Genomic DNA, 18,580 nt, shown 5'->3' with positions numbered 1-18,580 from the left:
TTGGCACCCTACGCCGCCGGGTCCTGCGCCGTACGCGCCGCCGCCTCAGAGAGCGGCTCACCTAGCGCGGACACACGGTTCGTGCCAGTGTCAGACGCTGGTGGGGTGGCTCTCGACCGGGTCCGTGACGGGAGCGACCGCCCTGCCGCCTCGACGCACGCGTGAGGGGATCGACGTGATCGCCCAGGCGGTGACCCGAAGCATGGCCTCTGCGACGATGCCGAGCGACATCTTCGAGTTGCCGCGCTCGCGCTCGGCGAAGGTGATCGGCACCTCCGAGATGCGCAGCCCCTCGGAGTGCGCGTGCCGCAGCATGTCGATCTGGAAGCAGTAGCCCTGGCTGAGCACAGCGTCGAGGTCGATGCGATCGAGGGCGTCGGCGGTGAACACGCGGTATCCGCCTGTCATGTCGCGCACGTGGATGCCGAGCGCGAAGCGCGCGTACGCGCTGCCACCGCGCGAGAGGATGCGGCGCGACAGCGGCCAGTCCACGACGCCGCCGCCTGGCACCCACCTCGAGCCGACGACGACGTCGGAGGTCTTGAGCGCCGCCAGCAGGTCGGGAAGCTGCTCCGGTCTGTGCGATCCGTCGGCGTCCATCTCGACGATCACATCGTGGCCGTCGGCCAGCGCCTTCCGCATGCCCGCACGGTACGCGGCCCCCAGGCCCTCCTTGCTGGCGCGATGCAGCACATGCACGAACGGGTCGGCTGCCGCCAGCTCGTCGGCGAGTTCTCCTGTGCCATCCGGGGAGCCGTCGTCGACCACCAGCACGGATGCCTCAGGCACCGATGCCCGCACGCGCCCCACGATCCATGCGAGGTTCTCGACCTCGTTGTACGTGGGGATGATGACGGCCACGTTCATGATGATGATCCTCTCGTTAAAAGGTAGACATCGTCCCTGTGCAAGCGATAGGTGTGGGTGACCCCGAACCCGAGTGCCTGCAGTTGGGCGATCCTGGCGTGCATGCCGGCGGACGACACGACGCCATTGCGATCCGGGCCGACGTACTCCACCAGCCAGACCCGGCCGTTCCCTTCGTTCAGTCGCGACGCGACATCCGGAATGGAATAGGTCTTGTCCCAGAGCCCGTTCGTGTCGACGTACGACGTCTTCAGGCTCACGTCGACCACGTTCTTGAACTGCTCCGGGTAGAGGTGCAGCGCCCTGTGCGGATTGCGCGACGGCCGCGCGTTCTCGTCGAAGACGATGTCGTCGCCCGGCGTCGAGTGCGCCTGCACCGTCGCGGCCACCTGCGCCCAGTCGCTGCCGCCGTCCTTCGCGTACGGTCCGCGCTGCCCGAGGTACGTCGGCGCGGCGATGGCCGCGATGCAGACGACGCCCACCGCGAGAGCGAGGGCACGGATGACCGAGCTTCGGCTGTTCCATCGGCGCGCCATCCACCCCGCTGCGCCGTTCAGCCCGATCGCCAGCAGCACGGCAACGGCAGGCGTCACGAACGAGGTGTACCGAACCGTGTACGCCGGCACGAAGGAGTTCAGGCCGACCAGCACCAGAGGCGGGATCACGGCCCACGCCACGGCGAGCGCGGGGAGGACGGTGCTGTCGTGACTCGCAGCGGCGTCCGGAACGCTGGCCAACAGGGTGTGCCGTCTGCGCACCAGCACGACCGCCCCCCAGGCCACGGTGCCGGCCAGCGCCAGCCACGCCACGACGGCGAGCAGCGTGTCGGTGTCGAACCACTGGGAGACGGCGAGGTTCCGAAGACTCACCGCCGGGTTGCGCCCGAGGAACGCGAGCTGACCGCGCTCGCGGTACGCGAACACGATGACCGGCCCGGCCAGTACGGCGGCGCCGAGCGTCGCAGCCATCCAACGCTTCACGACGGTTGCGAGCGCGGCTGTGTCTGGCGACACCTCGGCGGCTCTGCCGAACACGGCGAGCGCAGTCGCACGGATGCGGCCGCGACCGACCCACAGGAGCGTCGCCGCGTAGACGAGGCCGAGCAGCGAGAGGTAGAGGAAGACGTAGATGCACGCAGCGAACGCGACCGCGAACCCGACCCACGGCAGAACCCTGGTCGTCCTGCGGGTCACGAGGTGCACGAACAGCACGGTGAGCCACACCGCGCACGCCGTACTGAGCGCGTACGAGCGCACCTCGGCGCCCATGTAGGTGGTGCGCGGCAGCACGGCGAAGATGAGGGCGGATGTCACCGCAAGCCGCATCCCGCCCCATCGGTTCACGAGCACGACGATGCCCGCCGCAGCGACCCCTACCGCGAGCGCGCTCGTGAGCCTCGTGGAGAACTGGGTCGCGCCGAACAGGTCGATCCAGATGTGCAGCAGCGTGTAGTACGCGCCATGTACGGCATCCACTCGCCCGAAGAGCCGGAACAGGGATGCCCACGGACGCTCGGCCGACATGATGCTCGCCGCTTCGTCGCCCCAGAACGACGGGATCCACGATCCCCACCACGAGACGACGAACGCGATCACACCTGCTGCAAGGGCGACGAACGGCAGACGGTACCTCGAGAGACCGCCGGGACCACCCGCGGGGCCCCTGTCGATCCGCGATTCATGGGTGGAGAACCGAACCGCGGAGGCGGGCGCGCCATCCGTCTGCGCACTGCGCACGTCGGTTCCGATCACCGCGTCTCCCGCCTGAATTCGACACCCGAATGGATGCCCTACTCAGGTCAACGCGAGCCGCTGGGCGTTCCCCCGGCTGGGCGTGAACCGGACGTGAACTTCTTCACAGACGTGTGGAACCTGTGCATCACTTCAGAGGCTCCGTGGGTTGAGGAGCACCGCGAAGCGGCGCGTCCACCGTGGGTTGAGGAGCACCGCGAAGCGGCGCGTCCACCGTGAGTTGAGGAGCACCGCGAAGCGGCGCGTCTCGAAACCCGCAAGCGGCGTCACAGCTCAGTCGACACCGCTGGCACGGGCCCGCCCGTCGCCGCGTGCCCCCATGCGGCGACCACCAGCACGATCGCGGCCGAGACGAGCAGTCCGATCGCCGGGCGGGCGTGAACGGCCGTGGCCCCGACGACGGCGCCGAGTCCGATCAGCACGACGGCCCCGGCCCGCCGCGCCCACGGCTGGCCCTTTCCCGCCCCGAACACCGAGTCGGCGGCGAGTCCGGCGAGCGTCGACGTCACGACGACGGTCGTCACGTCCTTCACGGCGATGTGTCGGGCGGTCGCCGCCTGCGCACCCATGGCGAGTCCGAGCATGCCGGTCACCGTCCACTGCACCCCCTGCGCAGGATTCGTACCGGCAGCGAACAGCACGACGGCCGCCGCCAGCAACATGGTCCCCACACTGGCGAACATCGTCGTCGAGAGCCGGGTCCATCCGGCATCCACTCGCCGCAGCACACGTCCGCCGGCCGCAGCACCGACGATGAAGCAGACCAGCGCGATGATGGGGCCGATGATCGGCAGGTTGTCGCCGCCGATCAGCGCCATGCCGAGGATGACGACGTTGCCGGTCATGTTGCCGGTGAAGACACGGTCGAGGCCGAGGTAGCCGACGGCATCCACCACACCGGTGGAGAACGTCAGCGCCAGCATCAGCCCGAGATGCGTCCTCTCGTGCAGACCCCACGTCTTCGCCATGCTGTTCCTCCTCGTCGATGTGCATCACGATCACACCACAGGTGGGTCGGCCGGGTTGCGCGGGAGCGCTCTCAGGAGGTTCGGCCGTACGAGAGAATGGGGCGGTGAGCATCCCCCTCTCCGGAACATCCATCGACCTCGCGCGCGGCGAGTACCGTGCCTCCATCGCCACCGTCGGCGCGTCGCTGCGCTCTTTGACCTTCGCCGGCCGCGATCTCGTCGTGCCCTTCGACGCCGACGAGATCAGGCCTGCTTTCCGCGGAACGACGCTGGTGCCCTGGCCGAACCGTGTCGTCGACGGCCGGTACACCTTCGCCGGTATCGAGGAGCAGTTGTCCTTGACCGAGCCGCAGCGCGGCAACGCTCTGCACGGGCTCGGCTCCTGGCTCGACTACCGGGTGGTCGACCGCGGCGACGATTTCGTGGAGCTCGGCGCGACCGTGCAGGCGCAGCAGGGCTACCCCCACCGCGTCGACATCACCGTGCTGTTCCGGCTCGACGACGATGGCCTCACGACGATCGTCACCGCGCGCAACACCGGAGCGGATGCCGCACCGTTCGGCACAGGACCCCACCCGTATCTCGTGGCGGGCAGCGGCCGTGTCGACGACTGGACCCTGACCCTCCCGGCGTCGAGCGTGCTCACGGTCACGCCCGACCGGCTGGCGCCGATCGCGGTCGCCGACGTCGCGACCGAGCAGGGCGGGGACTTCGACTTTCGCGCACCTCGCCCCATCGCGGATGTCTTCATCGACCACGCGTTCACGACACTGAGCAGGGATGTCGAGGGCGTCGCATCCGTCGAACTGCGTGCCGCAGACGGACACGGCGTCACCATGCAGTGGGATGCCGCGTGCCCGTGGGTGCAGATCCACACCGCGGATCATCCCGACCCCTCCTTCCACCGGGTAGGCCTGGCGGTCGAGCCGATGACCTGCCCTCCGGATGCGTTCAACTCGGGAACGGACCTCATCGTTCTTCAGCCCGGCGAGACGACGGCGGCGAGCTGGAGCATCCGCGCGCTCTGACGGGCTGAGATCCGGTCGCCCATGAACCACTCACGTCCTTCCCCCGGCGAGGTCGTCCTCGAGACCGAGCGGTTGCTGCTGCGGCGATGGCGTGTCAGCGACGCCGCTGTGCAGCGCGAGTTGTGGATCGAACGCGACCCTCGGGTGCCTCCTCACCGCAGGATCGATGCGGACGGGCATCCGACGATCGAGGACCTCGAGGAGCACATCCGGCAAGGAGACACCGACCCTGCGGTCGGCCTGCTGGTCGCTGAACGACGGGGATCTGGCGATGCCATCGGCTACTGCGGGCTGATCCCGAACATGCACGGGCAGGATGACGAGCCGGAGCTCGCCTACGAGTTCCTTCGCGCAACCTGGCACCAGGGATACGCGACCGAGGCAGCGTCGGCGGTGCTCGACTGGGCTCGCGAGTCGGGCTTTCGACGCCTCTGGGCCACCATCCGCGAGTGGAATGCGCCCTCTCGCCATGTGGCGGACCGACTCGGATTCGTCGAGACCGATCGAGTGGAATCCGACGCCGCTTACGGCGACTCGCTGTTTTACCGCAAGGATCTGTAGCCGACAAGGCCCCAGGCGATTCCCGCGGGTTGACGAGCGTTGCCTGCAGAACGACCTGGCGCCTCCCTGCCGTTAGTTGAGGACCACCGCCTGCAGAACGACCTGGCGCCCCCCTGCCGCTGGTTGAGGAGCACCGCGCAGCGGCGCGTCTCGAAACCCGCCCCGAGTGACACCTGTCCACAGGTCAGGCGGTCGGCAGGATCTCGTTCAGCAGGCTCGTGATGCGGCGCTTGATCTCATCGCGGATCAGACGCACTTCATCGAGCGACTTGCCGGCGGGGTCGGTGAGCTCCCAGTCCTCGTAACGCTTGCCGGGGAAGATGGGGCAGGCGTCGCCGCAACCCATCGTGATCACGACGTCGGATTCCCGAACCTGTTCGGTCTGAAGCAACTGCGGCACGGTGCCGGTGATGTCGACACCGTCTTCGGCCATGGCCTGCGCCGCGACGGGGTTGATCGAGTCCCCCGGCTCGGATCCACCGGAGAGTACTCGCACCGCGCCATCGGAGAGCTCACGGGCGTAGCCGGCAGCCATCTGGGACCGACCGGCGTTGTGCACGCAGACGAAGAGGACGGTGGGCTTCTCTGTCATGACTTCCCCGCGTTCAGCTCGATGGGTTGGTCACATCGTCGGCGATCTGTGGTGAACCGGCCGCCAGGGCGCCCCCGGGACGGCCGGCCGAAGGTCACCGGGAATCAGCAGCAGTCCGGCTCACAGTAGCCGGACTCGCAGATTTCCTGGTCCTCACAACATTCGTTCATGATCGAACCTCCTTCCATCGACAGGCGTCGATGCACACAGTCTGCGATTAAACATCGATAACTGTCAATGTATGTGGGAAGCTGGTCGCATGTCCGTCGCCGAGCTGTTGCCGATCCGCGATCTGCAGGCGTGCTGCGCGCCCATCACGAGGGAGCCGATCGCCCAGGGGAACGCGGAGTCCCTGGCCAAATCACTCAAGGCGCTGGCCGACCCGGCCAGGATCCGTCTCGTATCGATGGTGGCAGCGCATGCGGACCGCGAGGCGTGCGTCTGCGATCTCACCGACCCGCTCGGACTGAGCCAGTCGACCGTCTCGCACCACCTGAAGGTGCTCGTCGACGCCGGATACCTCACGAGCACCAAGCGCGGCACCTGGCACTACTACCGTCTTGTGCCCGGCTCACTGGATGCCGTGGCCACCCTGCTCGCGACGGTCTGAGCGCTCCAGCACTACACACCAGCCGGCCCGCTGGCGATCACGGCCTCGACCCTGTTTCGTTCTCGCAGAGCCCTTGATCACAGCGAGCCCTCGATCACACAGCTCGGAGTTCACAGCGTCGACGGGTGACGCTTCGCCCACTTCCGCTCGATCTTCAGGTACCTGATGCGCCGTGCCCACGCGCTGGACTGCTCGGATGACAGCGCGAGCAGGACCAGGATGTCCAGCGGAAGCCCGAGCAGGTTGGCACGCAGACTCACCTGGGGTCCGCCGTTGAAGTAGTCGATCGCGGCGAAGGTCACCGTGAGGGCGCTCACGAGCATGGCGAGCAACCTCGCCCAGTTGCTGCCCCGGAAGATCAGTGTGACGATCCCCAGCTGAACGAGCACGGCCAGGGCGGACGCGCTGACGGCGATCACCGCGAAGGTCGTGTTGAGAGTTCCGGCGAGCTCCGTGCCGTCCAGGTCGACGCTCACCGACTGCACGTACGCACGCCATCCGATGACCGCGATCGCGATGCCGATCAGGCCGGCGAGCACCCGTAGACCGAGAAGGGCGCACCCGAGAACGATCGACACCGGGCGCTTGTCTGCGGCGCTCTCCACGACGTCCGGCTCCTTCTCGAACTCCGCACGGGCACGGATGCCCCGCAGGTCGAGTACCGGTAGGTCGCCGTCGGTGATGATCGAGTCGCCGCCGCCGTTGCGTGCGTGGTAGCCCGTCGAGAAGTCGCGGATGGCGCTGACCGCGACCGCGTCATCCGACGACTCGATCGACTTCACGACGTGATCGCGCTCGATGTCGGTGTTGGCGTCGATGCGGTGCGTCACCTGCAGGGTGAAGAGGGACAAGCCGACGCTGCGGTCGAACGTCGCGGCCCCCAGCCAGTCAGCGGGCGCGCCGCCCGGCAGATACCAGTCCGGTGGGCACTTCCAGAAGCGCACGTGGTGCCGCTTGGCCGGGTTGCCGCGCACCTCCTGCTGATACGCAAGATCCTGCTGGCGCTCGAACAGCAGCAACGGGCTCACCGGCGCCTCGTCGTAGCTGCGCCGCAGCAGAGTCGACGTGACGATGCGCCAGCTCGAGGCCAGGGTGACCGGGTCGGCGCGGGTCCACCCCGCCTCCGCCATCACCGACTCCAGCTGCGCCTGGCTGCCCAGCAGCGCCAAGTTGATCGGGTCGCCGAGCAGGCCGTCGCTCGTTCGCGCGCGCCCGATGAAGTAGTTCGGCACGTAGATGCGCGTCAGGATGCTGTGCAACCGGGGCAGCAGAAGGTACGCGAGCAGCGCCCAGAACAGTACGAAGAAGAGGATGAGCCACCATCCCCAGCTGAAGCTCTCGGTCACCAGCAGCCAGGCCAGCCAGATGGCCGCCAGCGTCGCGAACAAGAAGAAGACGTAGTCCACTGTCTTCGAGAAACGCAGACGGAAGTTGCGTGCGGGCCGCTTGCGCGGCTCGCGCTCCGCGCCGGAAGGCGCTCCCGCCTCATCCGCGGCGCCGACCGCCGATTGCCCAGCTCCCCCTGCCGACATGGGGCCAATGCTATCCGTCGACGATGAGTTCGTAAGTTATCCAACCGTTATCAGAATGTGCCTCCGAGGGATGTCATCGCCGCACAAAACAGTGCAGTATCTCGTATGCCGCATTCATTAGTTGAACGCGGCGAACCCGGAGGAGTCCGAGTCTCATCAAAGGAGAAAGAGACGTGAAGAAATCATCGATGATTTCGCTCGCCGTTCTCGCCAGCGCGTCAGCACTTCTGCTGGCGGGTTGTTCGAGCGGAGGCAGCGGCGGCGGAAGCACCGCAAAGGCCTCGACGCGTGCGTGCGTAATCCTTCCCGACGCGGTTTCATCACCGCGGTGGGAGAACGGCGACCGTCCGGCCCTGGAAAAGGCCATCACGGCAGCAGGCTTCCAGGCCGACATCCAGAACGCGCAGGGCGACACCAGCAAGTACGCCACCATCGCCGACCAGCAGCTGAACAAGGGCTGCGGCGTGATGCTGCTCGTCGACTACAACGGCGCGGGGGTGACCGTCGCCAAGAAGGCGAAGGCTCAGGGAATCCCTGTCATCGCCTATGACCGTCCCATCGCGGGTGCCGACTACTACGTGTCGTTCGACAACGAGAAGGTCGGCGAGCTGCAGGGTCAGTCGATCGTCGACGCGCTGAAGGCGGAGGGTAAGGACCCGGCGACGGCCAAGGTCGTCTACATGGGCGGCGACCCGACCGACGGCAACGCCAAGATGTTCCACGACGGCGCCGTGAAGATCATGTCTGCGGCCGGGATCAAGCCGGCCGCCGAGCCGCCGGGGATCTGGGACGCAGACAAGTCGGCGACCAACTTCGAGCAGGCTCTCACCTCGCTCGGCGGCAAGGTCGACGCCGTCTGGGTCGCGAACGACACGAACGCGTCCGGCGTCATCTCGGTGCTCGACAAGAACGGCCTGAAGGTTCCGGTCACTGGCCAGGATGCCTCGACGGCCGGTCTGCAGAACGTGCTGCTCGGCAAGCAGACCTCGACGGTCTACAAGCCGTACCAGGACGAGGCGAAGGCCGCGTCCGACCTCGCAATCCAGCTGCTGAAGGGTAAGCACCCGACGGAGTCGCAGAGCGTGGACGGCGTTCCGTTCATCGCAGAGACGCCTCAGCTGATCACCACGCAGAACGTGCAGAAGGTGATCGACGACGGCAACGCCAAGGCGAGCGACATCTGCACGGCTGCCGTTGCGGCCGCCTGCACCAAGTACGGCGTGCACTAGAGCGCTCCACTCGGACGAAGGGGGCTTCGTGCTCGGACCGCTCGGTCCGTCGCGAAGCCCCTTTGGCCGTGCGAGCGATCCCCAGACATCCATCCCGATGAAAGGAAACACAACGCATGGATGAGCCGCTCATCTCGTTGACGGGAGTGAAGAAGAGCTTCGGGCCGGTCAGCGTGCTCCGTGGTGTGGACCTCAAGGCATACCCGGGCAAGGTGACCGCCCTGGTCGGCGACAACGGCGCCGGAAAGTCGACACTCATCAAGGGCCTGGCAGGAGTTCAGCCGTACGACGATGGCGAGGTGCGCTTCGACGGTGAGGTCGTGACGCTCCACAACCCTCGTGAGGCATCCCGTCTCGGCATCGAGGTCGTGTACCAGGACCTCGCGCTCGCCGACAACCTCGACATCGTTCAGAACATGTTCCTCGGCCGCGAAGAGACCAGGTGGGGCACGTTCGACGAGGGCCGCATGGAGCTCGAGACGAGCAAGGCGCTTCGACAGCTCTCCGTTCGCACCGTGAAGTCGGTGCGGCAGAAGGTCGCGTCGCTCTCGGGTGGCCAGCGGCAGACCGTCGCGATCGCCCGTTCGGTGATCAACAAGTCGCGCCTGGTCATCCTCGACGAGCCGACCGCCGCGCTCGGCGTCGCCCAGACCGAGCAGGTGCTCAGCCTCGTCAAGCGTCTGGCAGAGCAGAACGTCGCGGTCATCATCATCAGCCACAACCTCGCCGACGTGTTCAAGGTCGCCGACTACATCAGCGTGCTCTACCTGGGCCAGATGGTGGCGTCGGTGAAGACGGTGGAGACCACGTACGACGACGTCATCGGCTACATCACCGGCAGCAAGACCTACGCAGGAGAACCGGCATGAGCACCACCGAACGCGAAGCACAGACCACGGATGCCGCGCCGGATCCCGTCGTCGCAGACATGATCGGCAGCGGCGTCGAAGGCGGCGTCCGTGACCAGGTACGTGCGTACTTCCAGCGCCTCCGCGGCGGGGAGATGGGTGCGCTGCCCGCCATCGGCGGACTCGTCGTGCTCGCCATCCTGTTCGCCTTCCTCAGTCCCTACTTCTTGACGGAACGCAACTTCGCCAACCTGCTCACGCAGGCTGCGACGCTCGTCATGCTCGGGATGGCGCTGGTGTTCGTCATCCTGCTCGGTGAGATCGACCTCTCGGCCGGCGTCACCGGCGGTGTCGCGATGTGTGCGTTCATCGTGCTGGTCGACGTCGCGAAGTGGAACACCTGGCTGGCGCTCGGCGTCGGCTTCCTGATCGGCATCGCGACCGGTGCGTTCATCGGGTTCTTCGTCGCGAGAGTCGGCATACCGTCATTCGTCGTGACGTTGGGCCTGTTCTTGGGCTTCCAGGGCATCGAGCTGATCATCATCGGCAACGGCGGCCTGTACAACGTGCAGGACCCGGCCATCCTCGCGATCATGAACAACAACCTCCCCATCTGGGGCGGCTGGGTCATGCTCGCGATCATGGTGCTGATCTCGCTCGGCACCTCGTTCTGGGACCGCAGCAGGCGCACACGGGCGGGAGTGCCGAACCGGGCGATCATCCTGGTGTGGATCAAGGTGATCGTCGTCGCCGTGATCGGCGCCATCGTGGTGGGGCTGCTCAGCCAGAACCGAGGCACCGGGTTCATCAAGGTGGAGGGCGTGCCGATCGTCGTGCCGATCACGCTGGCCATCCTCTGGATCGGCACCTTCGTGCTCGACCGCACCAAGTACGGCCGCTACCTCTACGCCGTCGGCGGCAACGCGGAGGCCGCGCGCAGGTCCGGCGTGAACGTCATCAGGATCCGCTGGATCGCGTTCATCGTCTGTTCCTTCCTCGCGGTCGTCTCGCAGCTGTTCAGCATCTCGAAGGTCGGGTCGGTCGACCCGTCCGCCGGCGTCTCGATCGTGCTGAGCGGTGTCGCTGCCGCCGTGGTCGGTGGAGTCAGCCTCTTCGGCGGACGCGGGCGCCTGATGCACGCAGCGATCGGCGCGCTCGTCATCGCCGTCATCACCAACGGACTGGGTCTGCTCAACCTGCCGGCCGGCGTCAACTACGCCGTCACCGGTGGCGTGCTGATCCTGGCCGCGACGGTGGATGCCGTCTCACGCGTTCGCGCAGGGGGCAGCCTCTTCACGCGCTGACACCCGCGCTGAGACTCGTGTATCGAGACCCGCCACCACGCCGAATCGGCGGGTCTCGATACGCGTACGGCTTCGGCGCGTGCTGCTCGCTCAGCGACGAAGGGTGCGAGTACGATCGCGACTGACCGAGGGGGAAGTCACATGAGCACTGCAACACCTGCGCGCCGTCCTGGCGCCGTCACCGCCGCGTACGTCATCTGGCTGATCGGCGCGATCCTGTCGCTGGTCGGTGCGATCTTCGCCGTCTTCGTCGGCATCCTCGCCATCACGGGTGGCGCCGTGTTCGGCGGCATCGCCGGAGCGGCCGCGGGGTCGGTCGTTCTGCTGTTCGCGATCTTCGTGCTGATCATCGCGATCATCGCTCTGATCATCGTGAACCGCATGCGGGACGGCCGCAACTGGGCGCGCGTGACGTTGCTGGTGCTGGGCATCCTGTCGCTGCTCGGCACGATCGGGCCGTGGATCGCCGGAGGGTGGAACTCGACGTCGGCGTGGAACATCGTCGACATCGTGGTGCTGCTGCTGGCGATCATCCTGATGTATGTGCCGGCGTCGAACGCCTACTTCCGTGCGAGCAGCACCGCCGCGATAGCCCAGTCGTAGCCTTAGGACATGTCGTTCCGCGCGCTCGTCGTCGATCAGAAACTCGAGGGCGGTGCCGTTGTCGAGCACTCCGTCGCTCTGCGAACGCTCGACGACGACTACCTCGATGCGGCGGAGGTCACCGTCGAGGTCGACCACTCGACACTGAACTATAAGGACGGCCTCGCGCTCGCCGGCAGACCGGGCGTGCTCAGGGCCTCGCCGCTCATCCCTGGCATCGACCTGGTCGGCAGGGTGCGAGAATCCGCCGACGCTCGGTTCGCACCGGGAGACCGCGTCGTGCTGAACGGCGACGGCATCGGCGAGACGAAGAACGGCGGGCTCGCCGAACTCGCCGCCGTTCGCGCCGAGCCCCTTGTACGCGTTCCGGATGTCTTCAGCTCGTCGCACGCCGCAGGCATCGGCACGGCGGGCTTCACCGCCATGCTGGCCGTGCTCGCAGTCGAGCGCGGAGGGGTCACCCCGGGCTCGGGCGACGTGCTCGTCACCGGTGCTGCCGGCGGCGTCGGATCGGTGGCGATCGCCGTGCTCGCCAGGCTCGGGTACTCGGTGACGGCGTCCACGGGCCGCGGGGATTCCGAGTCGGACTATCTGCGTGCGCTCGGGGCATCCGCCATCGTCAACCGTGCCGACTTCACCGAGCAGGGACGGCCGCTGCAGAAGGCACGCTGGGCGGGCGCGGTGGATGCCGTCGGTGGCGTGACACTGGCGAACGTGCTCGCGCAGACCTTGTACGGCGGGGTCGTCGCGTCGTGCGGCCTTGCGGGCGGGGCCGACCTGCCTGCGACCGTGATGCCGTTCATCCTTCGCGGTGTGACACTTGCAGGCATCAACTCCGTCGAGGCGCCGCGGGCGCTGCGCGAAGAGGCGTGGCATCGTCTGGCCAGCGACCTCGACGTTCGGCTGCTCGACGCGATGACCTCGACGATCGGCCTCGCGGATGCCGTGGGTGCCGCCGACAGGATCCTCGCCGGCCAGATCCGTGGCCGCACCGTCGTGGACGTGCGGCACTAGCGCTGCGCCACGGGCCGCTGCGGCTCCGTCACCCCTAGGCTGGCGGCATGATCGTGATCGCCACCCTGATCGTCGCCCTCGCCGCCGTGCTGCACGTCGTGATCTTCCTGTTCGAGAGCGTGTTCTGGACGCGCCCTGCCATCTGGAAGCGATTCGGCGTCGCCGACCAGGCGGCGGCGGACATCACGAGACCGATGGCGTACAACCAGGGGTTCTACAACCTCTTTCTCGCGATCGGAGCGTTTGTCGGCATCGTCGTCTACGGCGTCGGCCAGCACGACATCGGCCTCACGCTGGTGTTCTTCTCGCTGGGCTGCATGCTGCTGGCGTCGATCGTGCTGGTGACCACGGGGGCGCGCTACATTCGGGCCGCGATCATCCAGGGCATCCTGCCGCTCGCCGGCATCATCCTGATCTTCCTCAGCGACCCGCTGGTCTGAGCTGGCTACTTCGACCCGACGGTTCCGCAAGAGCGCCATGTGCGCTCTATTGCGCCAGTTCAGGTGGCGCAATAGAGCGCAACTGGCGCAGTAGTGGGGATGTCGGGGCCGAAGTACTGCTAGCGGAGGGGGCGCGTCGTTGCGCCCCGCACCTGCGGCGAGACATGCTCGGGGCGGAATCCGCGGCCGATCACCCGCGCGGCGACGCGCTGCACGAGCGGCATCACCGCCGAGAGCACGATGCGTCGCGGCTCCGGCAGCGGATCGGGAAGTGCAGACACACCCGGCCCGTTGATCGCGTGGTGGGCTGCGAGCTGAACCGCCTGCATCGCACGCACGGGCGGCATCCGTCTTCGTTGGATATCAGAGCAGGCCTCATCGAGCGCGGATGCCCGTGCCCCGGCATCCGGCCCCGCCCCTCGCAACAGGGGCGCGAGCTTGTTCGCCGATGCGACGGCATCCTGCACCGCGAAGTTCACGCCGACCCCAAACGCAGGAGACATAGCGTGTGCAGCGTCGCCGATGCACAGCAGTCCTGCACGCCACCACGTCTCGAGGCGGTTGATCTGCACGGACAGCAGCTTGAGCTGCTTGAACGAGTCGAGCTCGCCGACGACGGGTGCCAGGGACGGCGCCGTCTGAGTGATCGCCTCGCGCACGGACTGCAACCCCTGCTTGCGCAGTGACTCGAAGCCGCCCTTCGGGATGACGAGTCCCATCTGGTAGTAGCCCTCGCGCGGAATGGTCAGCACGAGCCGGTGCGAGTCGATGTAACCGAGCGTGTCCGGCGGGCGCTCCGTCGGATAGGGCAGCCGGAACCAGACCACGTCGATGGGCGCCCCGAAGTCGGTGGAGGGAAGACCGGATGCCTGCCGCAGCACCGAGTCCCTGCCATCCGCCGCCACCGTGAGCGCTGCTCGAACCTCGAAGCGTCCGTGCGGGCCTGTCGCGCGAACCCCGGTCACCCGACCGCTCCCCGGCGCCCCTGGCCGGTCGCCCTCGGTGACGAGCTCGGTGGCATCCGTGTTCATGAGCAGGTGGAAGCCCGGGTAGGCGTTCGCGTGCTCCGCGATGAAGTCGAGGAAGTCCCACTGCGGCATCAGCACCAGGAAGTCGTTGCGTCCGCCCAGGGTGTCGAAGTCCACCGGCGTGATGCGGGTGCCGTCGACCACGGCGTCGAGGCGCGACACCGCTGTGTGCGGAAGGGTCAGGAACGCATCGCGCAGGCCGAGCTCGTCGAGCACCTGCAGCGTCGACGGGTGGATGGTGTCACCGCGGAAATCACGCAGGAAATCGCCGTGCTTCTCGAGCACTGCGACCTCGACGCCGGCCCTGGCGAGGAGCATCCCGAGCATGATGCCGCCCGGGCCGCCGCCGACGATGCAGCAGTCGACCCCGACGGGAGGCTGCTCGGCTGGCGCGCGCCCCCGACGGCGACCACCGGCCGGCCACTGTGCCATGGTTAGCCGATCACCTCGTCGATCGGCCCTTCGAAGCCCGGCCGGATGTCGCGCAGGGCCTCGACCAGCTTCGACGCGTGCTGCGTCGACACGATGACTCGGGAGAAGCCCTCGGCCACGGTCGTTGGCTCCTGGTCGCTTGGTTCGTTGCCTGCTTCGGCGGCCGAGTCGGTGGCGGCATCGCTGCCGGATTCGACGTCGGACTTCGCGCCCGCGCCGCTGTCGGGCTCGACATCCGGCTGCTCGATGTCGATCACGACCGCCGACCGCTGCTTGCCCTTCAGCACGAGGAAGTCCTTGCCGCCGTGGAACTTCCAGGTGCCCACGGCCAGCGTGAGCGGAACGCTGTTGCCAGGGGCGCGCACGCCGCGGATCCAGATCCACGGGTCGGCGGTGATGGCGACCGAGCGGATGTTCTCACGCGGCACCACGATGTCGTCGCGTCGCAGCGCGAGCAGCTTCTCCGCACGGGTGAGGCGGATCTCGAGACGATCGCGGTACACGTGGAAGTCGGCCATGCCTCTAGTCTGCCGGGTGGACATGAACGGGTCAGGCATGCGACCGGGGCATCGCGAGACGTTACCGAACTGAAAGGCGCGGACTCCTCCGCTACTCGACCAGCGGGTGCTTACCGTATCGTTGAGCCGTGGAAGCCCACCGTCGAACGCCGGGGTCGCAGACTTCACTTCGTGAAGCCAATCGCGGCCGCATCGTCGACGCGGTGAAGAAGTACGGCGGGCTGAGTCAGATCGAGCTCGCCGGTCTCACCGGACTCTCCCCCGCGACGGTGTCCAACATCGTCAAGGAGCTCTCCGGCGCCGGCGTGCTCACCACCGCGCCCGGCACTCGCAGCGGCCGCCGCGCGCAGAACGTCACGCTGGCGCACGCGCTCGGCCTCGTCGCCGGCGTGCACTTCTCCACCAGGCACCTGCGCATCGCCGTCTCCGACGCCAGCTACACCGTCGTCGCCGAGACGCACATGCCGCTCGCCAAGGATCACAGGGCCGACAGCGAGCTCGACCGTCTCACCCTGTTGCTCGCCGACATGCTCGACACGGCGGGGGCCGGCATGCTCGACCTGCTCGCCGTCGGAGTGGCGCTTCCCGCCCCCGTCGACCAACGCACCGGCACGGTGGCGAGGCGCGGCATCCTGCGCGGGTGGGACGGCGTCGAGGTCGCCGACGTGCTGCAGCGATCCCTCAAGCGCCCGGTCTTCATCGACACGGATGCCAACGCGGCCGCCCTCGGCGAGCTGCGCATGGGCGCCGCCCGTGGAAAGAACGACGTGGTGTTCGTCGACGTCGGCGACCGCATCGGTGCGGGTCTGGTGCTCGGCGGACGCATCTACTCGGGTCACGGCGGTATGGCAGGCGAGCTCGGGCACACGGTCATCCAAGAAGATGGTCCGCCCTGCGAATGCGGCAACCGCGGTTGCGTGCAGGCGATCGCGGGCGGCAACGCGCTGATCCAGAAGCTGCAGACCAACAACCGCGGTCTCAAGCTGCAAGACGTCATCGTTCGCGCGATGGCGGGAGATTCGGATGCCATCCGCGCCATCGCCGACGCGGGTACCGCCATCGGTGTGGCGACCGCCAACCTGTGCAACCTGCTCGACCCCGAGCGTCTGGTCATCGGTGGAGAGCTGGGTCGCGCGGGCGAGTTGCTGCTCGGGCCGATGCGCCGTGAGGTCGAACGCGCCGTGCTGGCGGGCGCGAGGTTCGCCCCTGAGATCGTGCAAGGACAACTCGGCCAGAACGCCGCGGCAATGGGTGCCGTGGCCATGGCCGTCGACCGTGTCTCGCTGAACGCCGACCTCAACGCCGATCAGACACAGATCGCAGCGGAGGTAACCCTGGAATGAGGCTGCTCCGCGCGAGTTCCGTGCTCGTCGCTGTCGCCTGCCTGTTCACCATCGTCGGTTGCACCAATGCCGTCGCACCGGGGGACTCGTCGCATGCGACGGTGGACCCCGACCACGCCACAATCGGCCTTCTCCTGCCCGATTCGACGACGACCCGTTACGAGTCGACTGACCGGCCGGCGTTCGAGGCGCGCGTCGCCGAGCGCTGCCCGGGCTGCAAGGTGGCCTATCAGAACGCCTCGGCGGATGCCGCGCGCCAGCAGACCCAGGCGGAGTCGATGCTCGCGCAGGGCGTCTCCGTTCTCGTGCTCGACGCCGTGGATGGCGAGGCAGCGGCATCCATCGTCAACGAGGCCTCCGCCAAGGGCGTCCCGGTGATCGCCTACGACCGCATCATCGACAGCCCCGATCTTGCGTACTTCGTCTCGGCAGACAACGGCAAGGTCGGGGAGCTGCAGGCGCAGGCCCTCGTGGACCGGCTGCACGCGCTGGGCGCGAAGCCCGACTCGGGCATCCTGATGGTCAACGGCTCCCCCACCGACAACAACGCGATCCACTTCAAAGAGGGAGCGCACTCGGTGATCGACAGCTCCGGGTACAAGGTGCTCGCCGAGTACGACACCCCCGACTGGGACGGCTCAGAGGCCCAGACGTGGGTCGCCGGTCAGATCACGCAATTCGGCGATCGCATCGCAGGCGTCTACGCGGCGAACGACGGGCTCGCGCAGGGCGCCATCGCGGCGCTGCAGGCCGCGGGGACGAACCCGCTTCCCCCTGTCACCGGGCAGGATGCCGAAGTGGCGGCCGCGCAGCGCATCCTGGCCGGCACCCAATACATGACCGTGTACAAGCCGATCCGCAAGCAGGCGCAGCTCGCCGCGGACGCCGCCCTCACTCTGGCGCGCGGGGAGAGCCCGAAGGGCACCGGGACGACGACGATCGGCGGCAAGCACATCCCGACCGTTACCCTGATGCCGGTCGCCGTGACCATCGACAACCTGAAGAAGGTCGTTATCGACTCCGGATTCCACACCGTTGAGCAGATCTGCACCCCTGCATACGAGGTCTACTGCAAAGAACACGGCATCTCATGACCGCATACGACACCAGTGCGGTGCGGGATCGGATGCTCGATCCCGTGATCAGCATGCGCGGCATCAGCAAGTCGTTCGGGCACATCCAGGCGCTGCGCAACGTCGACCTCGACCTCTATCGCGGAGAGGTCGTCGCCCTTGTCGGTGACAACGGGGCAGGCAAGTCGACACTCGTGAAGATCCTCGCCGGTGTGCATCCGCATGACTCTGGCAGCATCGCGTTCGACGGCACGGATGTCTCGATTCCGTCACCCGCGGCATCCCACGACCTCGGCATCGCGACCGTCTACCAGGACCTCGCGCTATGCGACAACCTCGACGTGGTGGCGAACCTCTTTCTCGGGCGGGAACTCGGACGCGGCCCGCTCGACGAGGAGGCCATGGAGCAGCGGTCGTGGGAGCTGCTGCGGCAGCTCGGGGCGCGTGTGCCCTCTGTGCGTGTGGCGGTGGCGACGCTCTCCGGCGGACAACGGCAGACCGTGGCGATCGCGAGGTCGCTGATCGGTGAGCCGAGCGTGGTCATCCTCGACGAGCCGACCGCCGCGCTGGGCATCGCGCAGACGGCCGAGGTGCTCAACCTCATCGAGCTGCTCCGCGATCGTGGCCTCTGCGTCGTGCTGATCAGTCACAACATGGCCGACGTTCAGGCGGTCGCCGACCGCGTGATCGTGCTGCGTCTCGGGCGGGTCAACGGGCGGTTCCGTGCGCCGGAGATGAGCTACGAAGACATCATCGCGTCGATCACCGGGGCGATGAACCTCGGCGAGCACTCGCCGGACGGCGGTGGTCCGCTGTGAGCGCGGCACAGGAACGCGCGC

The 18,580-nt window shown here is 67.5% G+C and carries 19 protein-coding genes; 12 read left to right on the top strand and 7 right to left on the bottom strand.

Features of this window, described 5'->3' with window-relative positions; translation table 11 throughout:
- Positions 1 to 90: 90 nt before the first annotated feature.
- The 3 genes from ACYVDN_RS13450 to ACYVDN_RS13440 all read right to left on the bottom strand — a co-directional run bounded on the left by ACYVDN_RS13450 (position 91) and on the right by ACYVDN_RS13440 (position 3,586).
- Complete coding sequence (locus ACYVDN_RS13450) at positions 91 to 867, bottom strand: polyprenol monophosphomannose synthase (protein WP_460572474.1); 777 nt, start codon at positions 865 to 867, stop codon at positions 91 to 93.
- Entirely contained in the window at positions 864 to 2,618 is a 1,755-nt protein-coding gene (locus tag ACYVDN_RS13445; RefSeq protein WP_460572472.1) for a glycosyltransferase family 39 protein, read from the bottom strand. The genes ACYVDN_RS13450 and ACYVDN_RS13445 overlap by 4 nt, the downstream gene beginning before the upstream one ends.
- Positions 2,619 to 2,884: 266 nt before the next feature.
- Positions 2,885 to 3,586, bottom strand: a complete 702-nt coding sequence (locus tag ACYVDN_RS13440; protein ID WP_460572470.1) for a YoaK family protein — start codon at positions 3,584 to 3,586, stop codon at positions 2,885 to 2,887.
- 104 nt (positions 3,587 to 3,690) lie between these two features.
- On the opposite strand from ACYVDN_RS13440, the gene ACYVDN_RS13435 reads away from it, so the two are divergent.
- Together ACYVDN_RS13435 and ACYVDN_RS13430 are read left to right on the top strand one after the other, a co-directional pair.
- Complete coding sequence (locus tag ACYVDN_RS13435) at positions 3,691 to 4,614, top strand: aldose 1-epimerase family protein (RefSeq protein WP_460572468.1); 924 nt, start codon at positions 3,691 to 3,693, stop codon at positions 4,612 to 4,614.
- Positions 4,615 to 4,635: 21 nt separating this feature from the next.
- Positions 4,636 to 5,175: a GNAT family N-acetyltransferase gene (locus ACYVDN_RS13430; RefSeq protein WP_460572466.1), complete on the top strand. Its 540-nt coding sequence runs from the start codon at positions 4,636 to 4,638 to the stop codon at positions 5,173 to 5,175.
- A 184-nt stretch (positions 5,176 to 5,359) separates the two neighbouring features.
- On the opposite strand, the gene ACYVDN_RS13425 is transcribed toward ACYVDN_RS13430, so the two are convergent.
- Positions 5,360 to 5,767, bottom strand: a complete 408-nt coding sequence (locus ACYVDN_RS13425) for an arsenate-mycothiol transferase ArsC (protein WP_460572464.1) — start codon at positions 5,765 to 5,767, stop codon at positions 5,360 to 5,362.
- Between the two features lie 259 nt (positions 5,768 to 6,026).
- Between ACYVDN_RS13425 and ACYVDN_RS13420 the strand changes: the two genes are divergently transcribed.
- A complete protein-coding gene (locus tag ACYVDN_RS13420; RefSeq protein ID WP_460572462.1) occupies positions 6,027 to 6,377 on the top strand; it encodes a metalloregulator ArsR/SmtB family transcription factor in 351 nt (116 codons plus the stop codon).
- A gap of 110 nt (positions 6,378 to 6,487) precedes the next feature.
- Here ACYVDN_RS13420 and ACYVDN_RS13415 read toward each other — a convergent pair whose 3' ends face one another.
- Positions 6,488 to 7,909 (bottom strand): LssY C-terminal domain-containing protein, encoded by a 1,422-nt coding sequence (locus ACYVDN_RS13415; RefSeq protein ID WP_460572460.1) that lies wholly within the window; start codon positions 7,907 to 7,909, stop codon positions 6,488 to 6,490.
- 173 nt (positions 7,910 to 8,082) lie between these two features.
- Between ACYVDN_RS13415 and ACYVDN_RS13410 the strand changes: the two genes are divergently transcribed.
- From ACYVDN_RS13410 to ACYVDN_RS13385, 6 genes are all read left to right on the top strand, one after another.
- On the top strand, positions 8,083 to 9,138 hold the full coding sequence (locus ACYVDN_RS13410) for a sugar ABC transporter substrate-binding protein (protein WP_460572458.1): 1,056 nt from the start codon (positions 8,083 to 8,085) through the stop codon (positions 9,136 to 9,138).
- 116 nt (positions 9,139 to 9,254) lie between these two features.
- Complete coding sequence (locus ACYVDN_RS13405) at positions 9,255 to 10,007, top strand: sugar ABC transporter ATP-binding protein (protein WP_460572456.1); 753 nt, start codon at positions 9,255 to 9,257, stop codon at positions 10,005 to 10,007.
- Complete coding sequence (locus ACYVDN_RS13400) at positions 10,004 to 11,290, top strand: sugar ABC transporter permease (protein WP_460572452.1); 1,287 nt, start codon at positions 10,004 to 10,006, stop codon at positions 11,288 to 11,290. The genes ACYVDN_RS13405 and ACYVDN_RS13400 overlap by 4 nt, the downstream gene beginning before the upstream one ends.
- Before the next feature lie 141 nt (positions 11,291 to 11,431).
- Entirely contained in the window at positions 11,432 to 11,893 is a 462-nt protein-coding gene (locus tag ACYVDN_RS13395; protein WP_460572448.1) for a hypothetical protein, read from the top strand.
- Positions 11,894 to 11,902: 9 nt separating this feature from the next.
- The gene (locus ACYVDN_RS13390; protein ID WP_460572444.1) at positions 11,903 to 12,907 is read left to right on the top strand and encodes an MDR family oxidoreductase; all 1,005 of its coding nucleotides are present in this window, start codon (positions 11,903 to 11,905) and stop codon (positions 12,905 to 12,907) included.
- A 47-nt stretch (positions 12,908 to 12,954) separates the two neighbouring features.
- Positions 12,955 to 13,347: a DUF1304 domain-containing protein gene (locus tag ACYVDN_RS13385; RefSeq protein ID WP_460572442.1), complete on the top strand. Its 393-nt coding sequence runs from the start codon at positions 12,955 to 12,957 to the stop codon at positions 13,345 to 13,347.
- Between the two features lie 119 nt (positions 13,348 to 13,466).
- Here the strand turns inward: ACYVDN_RS13385 and ACYVDN_RS13380 are convergent, their stop codons facing one another.
- Complete coding sequence (locus ACYVDN_RS13380) at positions 13,467 to 14,807, bottom strand: FAD-dependent oxidoreductase (RefSeq protein WP_460572440.1); 1,341 nt, start codon at positions 14,805 to 14,807, stop codon at positions 13,467 to 13,469.
- A gap of 2 nt (positions 14,808 to 14,809) precedes the next feature.
- Complete coding sequence (locus ACYVDN_RS13375; RefSeq protein ID WP_460572438.1) at positions 14,810 to 15,325, bottom strand: hypothetical protein; 516 nt, start codon at positions 15,323 to 15,325, stop codon at positions 14,810 to 14,812.
- Positions 15,326 to 15,453: 128 nt separating this feature from the next.
- Here ACYVDN_RS13375 and ACYVDN_RS13370 point away from each other — a divergent pair, with 128 nt between their 5' ends.
- From ACYVDN_RS13370 to ACYVDN_RS13360, 3 genes are read left to right on the top strand one after another with little or no spacing between them, the layout of a single operon-like run.
- Complete coding sequence (locus ACYVDN_RS13370; RefSeq protein ID WP_460572436.1) at positions 15,454 to 16,668, top strand: ROK family transcriptional regulator; 1,215 nt, start codon at positions 15,454 to 15,456, stop codon at positions 16,666 to 16,668.
- Positions 16,665 to 17,762: a sugar ABC transporter substrate-binding protein gene (locus ACYVDN_RS13365; protein WP_460572434.1), complete on the top strand. Its 1,098-nt coding sequence runs from the start codon at positions 16,665 to 16,667 to the stop codon at positions 17,760 to 17,762. The genes ACYVDN_RS13370 and ACYVDN_RS13365 overlap by 4 nt, the downstream gene beginning before the upstream one ends.
- Positions 17,759 to 18,559, top strand: coding sequence for a sugar ABC transporter ATP-binding protein (locus ACYVDN_RS13360; RefSeq protein WP_460572432.1), 801 nt, complete (start codon positions 17,759 to 17,761; stop codon positions 18,557 to 18,559). The genes ACYVDN_RS13365 and ACYVDN_RS13360 overlap by 4 nt, the downstream gene beginning before the upstream one ends.
- The last annotated feature ends 21 nt before the right edge of the window (positions 18,560 to 18,580 follow it).

The sequence above is a fragment of the Humibacter soli genome, from assembly GCF_054779035.1.
The sequence above is the reverse complement of the archived record's forward strand: the minus strand, read 5'-3'. Positions and strand labels throughout refer to the sequence as shown.

Coding starts and splice junctions, on each gene's coding strand:
- ACYVDN_RS13440 (WP_460572470.1), bottom strand. CDS start 3,586: ATGGCGAAGACGTGGGGTCTGCACGAGAGGACGCATCTCGGGCTGATG.
- ACYVDN_RS13375 (WP_460572438.1), bottom strand. CDS start 15,325: ATGGCCGACTTCCACGTGTACCGCGATCGTCTCGAGATCCGCCTCACC.
- ACYVDN_RS13400 (WP_460572452.1), top strand. CDS start 10,004: ATGAGCACCACCGAACGCGAAGCACAGACCACGGATGCCGCGCCGGAT.
- ACYVDN_RS13425 (WP_460572464.1), bottom strand. CDS start 5,767: ATGACAGAGAAGCCCACCGTCCTCTTCGTCTGCGTGCACAACGCCGGT.
- ACYVDN_RS13395 (WP_460572448.1), top strand. CDS start 11,432: ATGAGCACTGCAACACCTGCGCGCCGTCCTGGCGCCGTCACCGCCGCG.
- ACYVDN_RS13430 (WP_460572466.1), top strand. CDS start 4,636: ATGAACCACTCACGTCCTTCCCCCGGCGAGGTCGTCCTCGAGACCGAG.
- ACYVDN_RS13450 (WP_460572474.1), bottom strand. CDS start 867: ATGAACGTGGCCGTCATCATCCCCACGTACAACGAGGTCGAGAACCTC.
- ACYVDN_RS13420 (WP_460572462.1), top strand. CDS start 6,027: ATGTCCGTCGCCGAGCTGTTGCCGATCCGCGATCTGCAGGCGTGCTGC.
- ACYVDN_RS13365 (WP_460572434.1), top strand. CDS start 16,665: ATGAGGCTGCTCCGCGCGAGTTCCGTGCTCGTCGCTGTCGCCTGCCTG.
- ACYVDN_RS13380 (WP_460572440.1), bottom strand. CDS start 14,807: ATGGCACAGTGGCCGGCCGGTGGTCGCCGTCGGGGGCGCGCGCCAGCC.
- ACYVDN_RS13405 (WP_460572456.1), top strand. CDS start 9,255: ATGGATGAGCCGCTCATCTCGTTGACGGGAGTGAAGAAGAGCTTCGGG.
- ACYVDN_RS13415 (WP_460572460.1), bottom strand. CDS start 7,909: ATGTCGGCAGGGGGAGCTGGGCAATCGGCGGTCGGCGCCGCGGATGAG.
- ACYVDN_RS13390 (WP_460572444.1), top strand. CDS start 11,903: ATGTCGTTCCGCGCGCTCGTCGTCGATCAGAAACTCGAGGGCGGTGCC.
- ACYVDN_RS13360 (WP_460572432.1), top strand. CDS start 17,759: ATGACCGCATACGACACCAGTGCGGTGCGGGATCGGATGCTCGATCCC.
- ACYVDN_RS13385 (WP_460572442.1), top strand. CDS start 12,955: ATGATCGTGATCGCCACCCTGATCGTCGCCCTCGCCGCCGTGCTGCAC.